The following is a 12,167-nucleotide window of genomic DNA, read 5'->3' as shown; positions in this document are numbered from 1 at the left end:
TCAAAATTCCATCAGCTATTTTCTCATCCTATTAAAATAAATGTATATGTGCTTTGCTTCCATATAGCAAAACAAATGTTATAATCGGCATAAAAGGTATAAAAAGAAGCATACTCTGCATTATCTTCATTTTAAAAAGCCTAAATTTTACTTTTGGAATCTGCTTTTTCTGAATTATGTCTATCATGTTGTCCACAATTTCTGAGATTCTGCTATTTTCTATCATTATATCTGTTTGCGAAGATCCTCCTTTTAAGTTTTTCTCAGGCACAAAACAGATTTCCTTTTTTCCATCAAGAAGATAGATGTGAGATTTAGATCTGATTATTCGAGTGCCAAATAGAGGAAATAACTCAGTACCCCAGTTATAGCCTTTAATATCCAGTAATTTTCCATTTAAATAAAAATCTTCATTTATTATCTCAAGCGTATCTTTTGTTTTTTCTTTTGGATAATAATATTTGTTCCCGTATGTTATACTTATTACAGCACAGCTAAGTAAAAGCAGTATTCCAATTTTTATTCCAGAAAACATTAATATTTCTGTTATGGTAAAGCAGATAATATTTAGAAGAACTGCTTTTTTCAGATTTTCAGGCACTTCATAAAATACTCTTCCTGTTTCTGTTCTTTCACGGTAAACTGTATCAGCTGCTAAAATTCCAAGTTTTATTTTCTCTTTAGCTTCATCTTTATGCTTTTGAATAATCTTACGTAAATTTTTTTTGATTTTTCTATTTTTCATATCAAAAATAATTATTATACTCAAAACTGCAAAATATATTAATGCAAAAACTAAACTATATAGCATTTTAAACTCCCTGAATTAATAAGATATTCCTTGCAATGTTATATGAATTCTGTCAGCACCCACTTTTAAAATTGTTTTCAGTACCTGTTTTTACAAAGATAATATTGTTATACACCATATATGCTACCATTATTTTACTAAAATAAATACATATATGCTTTGCTTTTATACAAAAAAACAAGTATCACAATTGATATAAAAAGTAAAAAAAGAAGTATGCTCTGCATTTTTTTCATTTTAAAAAGTTTGAATTTTACTTTTGGGATCTGTCTTTTCTGGATTACATCAATAATATCATCTATAATTTTAGAAATTCTGTCATCTTCTATTATTATATCTACTTGAGATCTTTTTAACTGTCTTTCAGGTACAAAACAGATTTCCTTTTTGCCATCAAGAAGATAAATATGGGATTTAAGTCTGATTATTCGAGAGCCAAACAGGGGAAATAATTCAGTACCCCAGTTATAGCCCTTTATATCCAATAATTTTCCATTTAAATAAAAGTCTTCATTTATTATTTCAAGTGTATTTTTTGTTTTTTCTTTTAAATAATAATATTTATATCCGTGTATCATACTTATTACAGCACAGACTATTAAAAGCAATATTCCAATTTTTATTCCCAGAAATATTAATATTAGCATTATGGCAAAGCAAATAAGATTTAGAACAACTGCTTTTTTCAAATCCTCCGGCACTTCATAAAATACTCTTCCTGTTTCTGTTCTTTCACGGTAAACTGTATCAGCTGCTAAAATTCCAAGTTTTATTTTCTCTTTAACCTCATCTTCCTGTTTTTGATTAATTTTGCGAAGATTTTTTCTGTTTTTTATTTGTTTCACACCAAAAACGATTAATATAACAGCAACTGAAAGATATACTAATGCAATAATTGAATTCATTTTAGACTCCTCCGTATTAATAAGATATTCCTTGGGCTGTTATACGGACTCTATCAGCATCCACTTTTAAAATAGCTTCAAGTATTTGTTTTCCTGCCTCCCTTAATTGAGCTGTAGTTTGTGAATTAGGATTGCTCTGATTTAAGGACTGTCCCACAGCCAAAGTCATTCCAACCATAACCATCTGGTCGTACATACTTTTTTTCTCCCTGTTGCTCATTCCGTCAAAAAATCCGCTGTTTTCAAGATGAGCCTTGAACTGATTTGCCATAGGTTTCACATAATCGTCATTAAGACTGACATTGTTATATGCCATGTATGCTCCTGCTATTACAGCCGCTACTCCCGAAGACAAATCATTTGTAGGTATTCCTACAGAATGGGCTACCTGTGGGAAAGAATCGTACAGCTGTTTTAATGATGCCCTTATTTCCTTTTGCTGGCTTTTTGGATAAGTTGCAACCAATGTTTCCAGTCCATCGGTACTTCCGTCCTGTGTGAAAGTAAGTGATGATTTTCCGTAAGATTTACCTTGTGAAGATGAAGTTGTATTTAAAAGTTCCTGCATTATTTCATTTTTAAACATATCGCTATAATCAGCATGAGCTTGTCCTGAAATTCCAAGTCCCAGTGCTAAAATACTTAAAAGAAATATTTTTTTCATAAATTTTGCTTTCATAACTGTTCCTCCTGTAATTTTTTTATTTTACTGTTAATTTAAATCAGATAATTTCTTCTTGTTTTCCTCATATTTTTTACTATTAGCAGATTTTAACATTTCATTATCCTTTTTGGCATTTTCTAAAGCTATGTTATACAAAAGGGGATTATAGTTTTCTTTTAGAAATTTTTGGTTAATTATAAAAGTTTCTACTGCTTTTTCATTATTTCCTGACAATCTGTAAGCCTGTATCAAATTTTTTTCAATTATCTCTGAAAGTACATTATTTAATATTTTAATATCCTTATATTCAGCATAACTCTGTTTACCATGTTTTAAAATACCTATTGCTTTTTCATAATATTCAGCACTTTCCTTATATTTTTTTTCATAAAAGAGAATATCTGCCATCACTCTGTAACCATAGGAATAATCAGGAGCATTTTTTAAAAATATTTCTGTAATTTCCTTTGTTCTTTTAAATTCACGGTTTTGATAAAATGCCACAGTTACATAATTATGGTATTTCTCAAGATTTTTGCTGTCCTTTAAAAATTCCTCTTCCGCTTTTTTTATAACTTCTTCTGATGAAACTTCTTTCTGCTTTTCTATTTCAGAGCTGTCTTTTTCTGAATTCTTTTTATTTTCTTCAGTTTTATTTTTATCGCTCTGGCTTGTATCAATATTATTACCTTTTTTTGTTTTATTTTGTTCCTGTTTCTTATTACAGCTAAAAACAGCAAAAACTATCATAGCTATCATTAAAATTTTTTTCAATTTTATCACTTCCCCAATGGATACAGAATTTTTTATGTTTTTTATTTTCTTAACAGTTCTTCTTAAACTTTTGCTTTGTAAATATTGGCTTGACTTAATTTCCATAATTCTTACCTATCAAAGAAATCAGATATATCATAAAAGAAACATAAATCGCCACTATTAGTAAAAGGTGTAATGGATAAAAGAAATAAAACATATATTTTGTAAATCTGTTATGAATACCCTGCTTTCCGTTGTAAAGCCATATTATCGGCAGTGAAAATATCGCAAATATCTGTGTTTTTATAAATATTTCATTTCCAAAAAAGTTAAACGGAAATTCAAGTCCAGGCATAATAAATACGTTTAGAAACACCATTAATACAGCCTGAAATATTATATTCCTGTAATTTTTCCCCCTGAAAAAATAAAATATCAGAATAATTGCAATTCCATATCCTAAATAATCACTTCTTGCAAAATGTGCAATTGCGACAGTTAAAATGCTTATGACGGCTTTTGCAAAAAATTTTATTATTTTATTCAGATTTTCTGATTTTTCCGTCTTTTCCAGTAAATTCATTCCACATAAGGCAATTCCGAAAGTCCATAATACATTGTTATATGGATAAAATACCATTACTTCTCCTCTTAATGCCAGACTTGCAAAAAGATTGAACGGAATTTCCGAAATAGCTGCAAAAATAAAAATACGTATTAAATATTTTTTTCTGTTTTTAGTCCTGAAAAATCCTTCCGTAAGCATAAAGGCAAAAATAGGAAAGGCAAGTCTTCCAAGCATATTTAACCATATCTGATTAGGAAAAAATATATTCCACAGATGATCTGCCACCATAAATGCCATTGCCAGAATATGCAGTGTAAAAGAATTTATCCCTTTAGAAAATATATCTTTTTTATCCATTTTCACTCCTATTCTATTATTTTAATAAGAAAGCCCTGATGCCGTTATTCTCACTTTGCTTGCACTTACTCCAAGAAGTCCCTCAAGCACCTTTTTACCAGCCTGTCTTAATTGAGCCGTAGTTTTTGCATTTGGATTTTGCTGATTTTCGTACTGACTTACAGTCAAAGTCATCCCTATTATTACCATTTGGTCATAAATATATTTTTTTTGGCTGTCACTCATTTTATCAAATTCAGAAACACTTTGCATGGCTTCTTTAAACTGATTTGCCATAGGTTTCATATAACTGTCATTCAAACTGACATTGTTATAAGCCATATATGCCCCTGCTACAACAGCTGCCATTCCTGTTGATAAATCATTTGTAGGTATTCCTACAGAACGTGCTACTTGCGGGAATGAATCCTGTAATTTTTTCAATATAGGTTTCACTTGGGCTCTTTTATTTGAAGGATATTGAAGAACTAAATCATCTAATCCTTTTGTATTTCCATCAGGTTTAAATGTTATTTTAGCTTTTTTTGTAGAAGTAGCTGTCTTAGCACTTGTCGATGAAGATGTATTTTTTTTATTCGACGATGTTTTTTTTGACATTAAATTATTATATTCGTCTTCTCCATACATTTCCTCATATCTTTCTCTATTCCTTTTTTCCTGTTCTCTTGCATTTTTGAGTCCTTGATTAGCCATCCATTGTGCATTATAATCAATAAAAAAACCGTAAGCCTGATTTGAAATTCCAAAACTTAATGCTGCTATTATTGTTAAAAATATTTTTTTTATTTGCTTAACTTTCATAATTTCTCCTCTTAAATTGAATTATATATTTTCATATTTTTTGTTTTCTATTTTTTTATATTATCACTATATATATGATAAAATTTCTTATTTTTGTAATTATTTATTTTAATAAGAAAGCCCTGATGCCGTTATTCTCACTTTGCTTGCATTTACTTTAAGAACTCCCTCAAGTACTTCTTTTCCCGCTCTTCTTAATTGAGCGGTAACTTTTGCATTTGGATTTTGTTGATTTTGAGACTGATTTACTGCCAAAGTCATCCCTATTATTACCATTTGATCATAAACATATTTTTTATCACTATCGCTCATTTTATCAAATTCCGATACACTTTCCAATGCTTCCTTAAACTGTTTTGCCATAGGTTTCATATAACTGTCATTTAAGCTAACATTGTTATAGGCCATATATGCTCCCGCTAATATAGCAACCATTCCTGAAGACAGGTCATTTGTAGGTATTCCTACAGAACGTGCTACTTGAGGGAATGAATCATACATTTTTTTTAGATAAATTTTTGCTTCCGCTCTCTGTTTTGACGGATAGTTATTGACAAGATAATCAAGTCCTCTTGTACTTCCATCCGATTTAAAAGTTATTTTGGCTTTTTTTGCCGGTTTTGGTTTAGACGATGTTTGGGATGAAGACGATTTACTTTTACTACTTCCTGTACTCTTAGAGTTTGAACTCTTTTCAAGAATATCGTTGGTACCAGTAACTTGATTGTAATAATCAAATGTTCTTTTTAGGGTATCTTGTTCTATTTGAAATCCAATATAATCAAAATCATATCCTGCAAATGCCTGTGCCGGCTGTGCTATAAATACTCCCACTCCAATAACTGCCGTAACAAATAGTTTTTTCAAATTTATTTTCATAATTATTTCTCCCGAATTGAATTATATATTTTCATATTTTTTTTGTTTTTTATTATCACTATATACTATAATAAGACTTCCTATTTTTGTAATTATTTATTTTAAAAAGAAAGCCCTGATGATGTTATTCTTACTTCACTTGCACTTACTCCGAGAAGTCCCTCAAGCACCTGTTTACCTGCATTTCTTAACTGAGCGGTAACTTTTGCATTTGGGTTTTGCTGATTTTGGTACTGATTTATGGTTAAAGTCATTCCTATTATTACCATTTGGTCATATATATATTTTTTATCACTGTCACTCATTTTATCAAAGTCATCTACACCTTGAAGTACTGTTTTTAACTGATTTTGCATAGGTTTCATATAATCATCATTCAGACTTACATTGTTATATGCCATATATGCTCCTGCTATTGCAGCTGCCAGTCCTGAAGACAGGTCATTTGTAGGTATTCCTACTGAACGTGCTACCTGCGGGAAAGAATCCTGAATTTTTTTCAGATATGTTCTTGCTTCCCCTCTCTGTTTTGACGGATAGTTATTAACAAAATAATCAAGTCCTCTTGTATTTCCGTCCGATTTAAAAGTAATATTTGCTTTTGTTGTTTTTGGGGCTGTAGTTGAAGTTGCTGAACTTCCCGTTGTTTTTGTAGTTGTTTTTTTAGAATTTGATTTTTTCTTTGAAGAATAATCTCCTTTTTTAATGTGGTTTATTACTTCACTACCAAGTAAATAATTTCTTGTACTATTTATCACATTGTTTGTATAGTTAAAACTGTCTGACATATCATAATAAAATGCCTGTGCAGGCTGTGATATAAATAAACCTGTCCCAATAACTGCTATAACAAATAGTTTTCTCAAATTTATTTTCATAATTATTCCTCCTAAAAATTTTATTTTTTTATGATTTCTATTATTTAATTATACTGTATATTTTTTAGATTAAAAGAACATTAGAGTTTTTTATTTTCTATTTATTTTTTGATACTTTTTTAAATATAAGATTACTCTCAGGAACTCCAATATAAAGAGTTTGCTCATTATCCATAAGCGTTATTACATCGGCATTGCTTAAATCATATAAAAAATCTTTATCACTGTCGCTCAGTTCACTTTCTTTTTTCAGCAGAATGTTCAAATTATCTATTTCAAAAGAAATCCTGTGATTTTTCAGGGAATATTTTCCCAAATATTTTTTCCCATTTTTTCCTGTTATAAAAACATTTCCTTTATCAAGTTTTATTGAAATTTTACTGTTTTTAAGTTCAAGCCCTGCAATATTTACAAGAGCCCATTCATTAGCCATTATTTTTTTCTCAAAATCTTCAATATTACTAAAAAATGAAAATCTTTCTTTATATTTTTCTTTAGAATATTTTTCCATATTATTTAACATAAAGCTATCCCCTTTTTCAAAGCTGTTTTTCAAAAAATCGGGAGTATCCTTTCTGTATATGAGATATACAGTTTCATAATTTTTGTTATCCACATAGACAGGATAATAGCCGTAATCAGAATTTCCTAACGACAGCATAGGCGAAAGGATCGCTTTAACTGTTCCATTTTTGAGATTCTGCACCATAATATCATTGTCCTTATATTCAGTCGCTTTGAAAATAGTATAAGTGGGAGAATGCTCTATTTTTTCGGCAAATTCCCTGTCAATCTCATTGGATACACCTACTTCTAATATATATCCCTTGTCTATTATGTCTTTTTTTGAAGGTTTTCCACAGGAAATAAATATTATTCCAAAAAGTAGAAAAATCATAAATCCTGTCAATTTTTTAATTTTTATCATGCTGTTTTCTCCTTCCTATCAATAAATTTACACCAAACCCCACAAGAAATATTACATCCAATAAACCTATGGCAAAATAAGCATAATAAGTTGGTAAAAATTCTTCATCTCCTGCTGATGAAACTAAATATTTATACGATATTAAAAATATTAGTATTTTTAATATTACACCAATTATTGTTAAAATTATCAAAGCCTTTTTTCCTATTCCTGCTTTTGCATAAAAATATGATAAAAATATATTAAGCAAAATTAATATAAGATTGTACGAGTATATACCTCCAATCATTTTCAAATTACTTAAAACTGATACTTCTAATACAGCCAGAAAAAATAGTACCAGAATATTAAAACAGAGCAGATGAATAAAATACAGGCTTCCAAAAAATATTTTTTTCATTTTTCCTCCTTATTCAAATACTAATTAATTAGTCATTTTTCAATTTTATGATATGTAATATAGATTAAAATAAAATGAGAATTTTTACTTTTTTTCAAAGAGATAAAATTATATTGCAAGGAATACGAGTGAAAACAGTAAATACGTATTGTCGGTCATTTTATTTTTTTTTATAATAAAATTTGTAATATGATTTCGATTTTTTTAATATTTTATTGACAATTATATAAAAATAGGATAGAATTAAACATATCAAACCCCCTACAAACTTTTTATAGTTGGTGTAGGGCTTTTATTTATTATAGGAGCAACTATGAGTAAGGAGTATCTAGAAATTACGGAACAGTTAGAACTTTTTAAAAAGCGTGGAATGATTGTCGAAAATGAGGAAAAAGCATTAGAGAAACTGGTTTTTATAAATTATTACAAGTTGAAAGAAGCCTCGCTTCCTTTCTTTTTTGAAAATAAATACATAGAAAATACAAGATTTGAAGATATTGTTTTTAGATTTTATGAAGATAGAAATTTAAGATTATATAAAACAGATATGAGAATCTTAAAACAAATAGGATTTAAATACATAGAAAATGTAAAAAATTTGAAAATATAATCACAGTCATTAATTTGATTGTGATTTTTTGTTAAATAGCTATAAATCAGATTAGATGCAGGGATATAAAAAATGAATAATCCCTGCAAAAATGAAAAAATTGAGAAAATTTAGTAAACTACTTTCAACCCTTCCTCTTCCAGTTCCTGCTGTCTTATTTCCAGAAACTGAACATTTATCAGATAGAGAATTTGAAAAAGTTCATCATTTGTGCTGATTGAGTTATCTATAAAATCTCCAATAAATAACATATCCTGAAAAGCGAGCGCTTTATTTGTCGGAAGTTCCAGTAAATAATAGTCTCCTTCTTCTTTATTTATCGTCTGTTTTGTAAGATATTCAACTGCATAGTCTGAAGCTGTTATATAACGGTACATATCACCATCATATTTACACCTCATTTGAAATACGACAAGCCTTCTTTCCTTTAATGCTTTAACGATTTCAGGATTTGCAACTTCAGGCGGTATTTCCTCATCTTTATATTTTTCTGTATCTTCATAAATTAATCTTGCTTTACTGTTTGTTTTTAATTCTTTAGGAATATAGCACATAATTCTTTCAGCCTGTTTAGAAAAACTTAAACTAGAAAATATAAGTGCTAGTATAATAATTATTTTTTTCATTTTATTTCCTTTCATATAATACAAGATAGAATGAAAAGTTATTCAAATGTATAGTAAAACTTATTTAAAACCAAACTCAAAAGTTATGACTATTTTACTCAAACCTTAAATTTATAAATTTTAGCAGTTTAATTTAAAATAGGTTTGAGTATATTATATAATAGAAAAGAAATTTTCACAAATGAAATCTCAAAAAAATATCCTCTTTAGTCTATTATTAAACTTTAGAGGATATTTTACTTTACTAATTCTCATTTACTTCCCAGTTTATTACTTCACCTGTTATAGCATCAATATCGAATTTGTATTCTGTATTTTTATATACTATTCTTCCTTCATAAATCATTTTTCCTTTTTCATTATCCAGTTGAATATTTGTAACATTGATTTTTTTCGCACCAGTAATCCGTGCAACTGCTATTTCTTTTGCTTTTTCCATTCCAATATATTTTGGTGTTTTTCTTATTTCTGTATTATTGCCATTTGTATTAATGATTTTACCATCATCTCTTATTGTCGTTGAAGCCGATACTCGGTCTTTTTGGCTGTAACTCAGAACTTTTCCTGTATTTGCGTCAATGTTATATTTGTATTTTTTCCGTTCTGTATAAAATTCTATTTCATAAATGAATTTTCTATTTTCTTTATCCAAACGAATTTTAGTCATTTTTGCCATATTTTTTGCCACTTTTGAGTGATTCAATGCAAGTTGTTTTGCCTGTTCAATCGAAATTTTTACATCGACATTAAAAACCCTTACAGTTTTAGCCTTTTTAGCTGAATTTCCATTTGCAAAAGATCCTGTTACTATAATAAAAAATGCAATAAGTAATATTTTTAAAAAATTATTTTTCATTTTTCCTCCTTTTTCAGCCTAAATATAAACGAGCTTCCTTTTCCAATTTCACTTTCTATAGCAATTTCTCCTTTGTGTGCCTCTATAATCCATTTTACCATTGATAAACCAAGTCCTAGATTTTCTGTTGTTCTGGAACTTTCCACCTGATAAAATCGTCCCCATATTTTAGGTATATTTTCTTTTTCAATACCAATTCCATCATCAATAATTTTACAGATTGCAAAATTTTTATCCTGTGTTAATTTTATCCATATATTACCGTTTTCACGACCATAGTTTATTGCATTTGAAATTAAATTTACAAAGACTCTCATAATCATCGTCTCATCGCCAATAATAAAAATATTGTCCTCTATTTCAGAATGAATTTTTATATTTTTACTGTCTGCACTATGTTGCTGGCTGTCAGCAATAAGATGTGTCATTTCACTTATATTTATTTTATCAAAATTAAGTTTCTGATTTCCTCTGTCCATTCTTGATAAAGTTAAAAGCTGTGAGATTAATTTTGACATCTTTTTAGTTTCATCAAGCACAGAAGAAATTGTATTTTTTGCATTTTCTATTGAATTTAGATTTTCAAGTCCATATTCACATTCAGAAATAATAATTGCTACTGGTGTACGTAATTCGTGTGAAACATCAGATGTAAACTGTGCTTCTCTTTCAAAGGAGTTTTGTAGTCTGTCAAACATTGTATCAAATGTATTTGCTAAAGTGTAAATTTCATCATTTCCTTCTCCAATATTAATTCTTTGTGTCAAATCGTTTCCCTCATTTATTTTTTCTGCTGCTTCCCTTATTTTTTCTATTGGCTTAAATGCCTTCTTTGTTATAAAGTATCCGCTTATTGCTGAAAATAACAAGAAAAATGGTAATACAATCAGAGAAATTAAAACAATTGTTTCAATAATATTTTCCACTTCTGTTGCAGGAGCAATTCCACGAATATGAATAATACCATAGCCTGAAAAATTCTTTTTGCTGTCAAAAATATACCATTTTTTATTTTTATGTTTTATAATTCTTACATCATTTTTATCGGAAAAAGTTTCATCATATTCAAAATCCAATGGAATATCCCCATAAATAAATCCTGTTTCATCATCATAAACCGACAAATGAACATTATTATTAAAAATAATAAAATCATTGTCAATCGTAAGTTCACCATCATAAACTTCAATTTCATCGAATGCTGAAATTACGGAACTTTTTAAATTTTTGTAAGCGTTTGCCCGTATAAGGTTTTCACTGATATAGATTATTGTTGTAAGAAATATGATTATAAGGCTTATCATAAGACCAATGTACCAGAAAGCTATTTTAGATTTTATAGAAAATTTATTCATTCTCATTATCAACCCTCAATACATAACCAAGTCCACGAACTGTGTGAATAAGTTTTGGAGTATAGCTGTCATCAATCTTTTTTCTCAAATATCTGATATATACATCTATTACGTTAGTTCCACCTTCATAGTCATAATTCCATATATGGTCTTCTATTCTTTCTCTTGATAAAATTTTTCCTTTATTTCGTATCAGATATTCCAAAATTGAATATTCTCTACCTGACAGTTTTATTAATAAATCATCTCTAAAAACTGTCTTGGCATCAAGATCGACTTTAAGATTGGCTATTGTAATTACATTGTCGACATTTCCAGAATTACGTCTTAAAAGTACACGAATACGAGCCATAAGTTCTTCAAAGATAAAAGGTTTCACAAGATAGTCATCTGCACCGTAATCTAGTCCTTTAACTTTATCATCTATATTGTCTCTTGCTGTTAAAAGTAATATCGGAACTTTATTTTTCTTTGCCCTTATTCTTTTAATCACTTCAAATCCATCAAGTTTTGGAAGCATAATATCTAGAATTATTGCATCATATTCAGTTCCTTCCACGTATCTGACTGCTTCTTCTCCATCAAAACAGCTGTCAACGCCATAATATTCCTTTTCCAGCTTTTTTGTAATAAGGTCATTTAATTTCTTTTCATCTTCTACAACTAGTAATCTCATTATCTTTCACTCTCTTCCGTTTCCATTAGTGTACATTGATTCTTTTCACAAAATAATTGTAATTGTTCTATTTTCGTTATTTTTTCACACTTTTGAT

At 28.7% G+C, this 12,167-nt stretch carries 15 protein-coding genes; 1 reads left to right on the top strand and 14 read right to left on the bottom strand.

Annotated elements, in window-relative coordinates; all coding sequences use genetic code 11:
- Positions 1–31: 31 nt before the first annotated feature.
- The 10 genes from AB8B23_RS01915 to AB8B23_RS01870 form a co-directional block, all read right to left on the bottom strand.
- Entirely contained in the window at positions 32–811 is a 780-nt protein-coding gene (locus AB8B23_RS01915) for a hypothetical protein (RefSeq protein WP_369713179.1), read from the bottom strand.
- 137 nt (positions 812–948) lie between these two features.
- A complete protein-coding gene (locus AB8B23_RS01910; protein ID WP_369713178.1) occupies positions 949–1,716 on the bottom strand; it encodes a hypothetical protein in 768 nt (255 codons plus the stop codon).
- Between the two features lie 16 nt (positions 1,717–1,732).
- The gene (locus AB8B23_RS01905; RefSeq protein ID WP_026746950.1) at positions 1,733–2,395 is read right to left on the bottom strand and encodes a DUF6683 family protein; all 663 of its coding nucleotides are present in this window, start codon (positions 2,393–2,395) and stop codon (positions 1,733–1,735) included.
- Positions 2,396–2,428: 33 nt separating this feature from the next.
- The gene (locus AB8B23_RS01900) at positions 2,429–3,259 is read right to left on the bottom strand and encodes a hypothetical protein (protein WP_369713177.1); all 831 of its coding nucleotides are present in this window, start codon (positions 3,257–3,259) and stop codon (positions 2,429–2,431) included.
- Positions 3,249–4,061: a TraX family protein gene (locus tag AB8B23_RS01895; protein WP_369713176.1), complete on the bottom strand. Its 813-nt coding sequence runs from the start codon at positions 4,059–4,061 to the stop codon at positions 3,249–3,251. Before AB8B23_RS01895 ends, AB8B23_RS01900 begins: the two co-directional genes overlap by 11 nt.
- Before the next feature lie 21 nt (positions 4,062–4,082).
- Entirely contained in the window at positions 4,083–4,862 is a 780-nt protein-coding gene (locus tag AB8B23_RS01890) for a DUF6683 family protein (RefSeq protein ID WP_369713175.1), read from the bottom strand.
- Between the two features lie 108 nt (positions 4,863–4,970).
- On the bottom strand, positions 4,971–5,741 hold the full coding sequence (locus tag AB8B23_RS01885; protein ID WP_369713174.1) for a DUF6683 family protein: 771 nt from the start codon (positions 5,739–5,741) through the stop codon (positions 4,971–4,973).
- Between the two features lie 101 nt (positions 5,742–5,842).
- Positions 5,843–6,619: a DUF6683 family protein gene (locus AB8B23_RS01880; protein WP_369713173.1), complete on the bottom strand. Its 777-nt coding sequence runs from the start codon at positions 6,617–6,619 to the stop codon at positions 5,843–5,845.
- A 97-nt stretch (positions 6,620–6,716) separates the two neighbouring features.
- Complete coding sequence (locus AB8B23_RS01875) at positions 6,717–7,547, bottom strand: amino acid decarboxylase (RefSeq protein WP_369713172.1); 831 nt, start codon at positions 7,545–7,547, stop codon at positions 6,717–6,719.
- Complete coding sequence (locus tag AB8B23_RS01870) at positions 7,534–7,947, bottom strand: flagellar biosynthesis protein FliQ (protein WP_369713171.1); 414 nt, start codon at positions 7,945–7,947, stop codon at positions 7,534–7,536. Before AB8B23_RS01870 ends, AB8B23_RS01875 begins: the two co-directional genes overlap by 14 nt.
- A gap of 313 nt (positions 7,948–8,260) precedes the next feature.
- Here AB8B23_RS01870 and AB8B23_RS01865 point away from each other — a divergent pair, with 313 nt between their 5' ends.
- Positions 8,261–8,557, top strand: a complete 297-nt coding sequence (locus AB8B23_RS01865; protein WP_369713170.1) for a hypothetical protein — start codon at positions 8,261–8,263, stop codon at positions 8,555–8,557.
- A 110-nt stretch (positions 8,558–8,667) separates the two neighbouring features.
- On the opposite strand, the gene AB8B23_RS01860 is transcribed toward AB8B23_RS01865, so the two are convergent.
- The 4 genes from AB8B23_RS01860 to AB8B23_RS01845 form a co-directional block, all read right to left on the bottom strand.
- The gene (locus AB8B23_RS01860; RefSeq protein ID WP_039901620.1) at positions 8,668–9,183 is read right to left on the bottom strand and encodes a hypothetical protein; all 516 of its coding nucleotides are present in this window, start codon (positions 9,181–9,183) and stop codon (positions 8,668–8,670) included.
- Positions 9,184–9,427: 244 nt separating this feature from the next.
- Positions 9,428–10,039, bottom strand: a complete 612-nt coding sequence (locus AB8B23_RS01855; protein ID WP_369713169.1) for a PepSY domain-containing protein — start codon at positions 10,037–10,039, stop codon at positions 9,428–9,430.
- Positions 10,036–11,400 carry a sensor histidine kinase gene (locus AB8B23_RS01850; RefSeq protein ID WP_369713168.1) on the bottom strand — a complete coding sequence of 455 codons (1,365 nt, stop codon included), beginning with the start codon at positions 11,398–11,400 and terminating at the stop codon, positions 10,036–10,038. Before AB8B23_RS01850 ends, AB8B23_RS01855 begins: the two co-directional genes overlap by 4 nt.
- A complete protein-coding gene (locus tag AB8B23_RS01845; protein ID WP_369713167.1) occupies positions 11,387–12,070 on the bottom strand; it encodes a response regulator transcription factor in 684 nt (227 codons plus the stop codon). The genes AB8B23_RS01850 and AB8B23_RS01845 overlap by 14 nt, the downstream gene beginning before the upstream one ends.
- Positions 12,071–12,167: the final 97 nt, after the last annotated feature.

Origin of the sequence: Leptotrichia sp. HSP-342 (assembly GCF_041199995.1) — a bacterium.
In the GTDB taxonomy this organism is placed as follows: domain Bacteria; phylum Fusobacteriota; class Fusobacteriia; order Fusobacteriales; family Leptotrichiaceae; genus Leptotrichia; species Leptotrichia mesophila.
The sequence above is the reverse complement of the archived record's forward strand: the minus strand, read 5'-3'. Positions and strand labels throughout refer to the sequence as shown.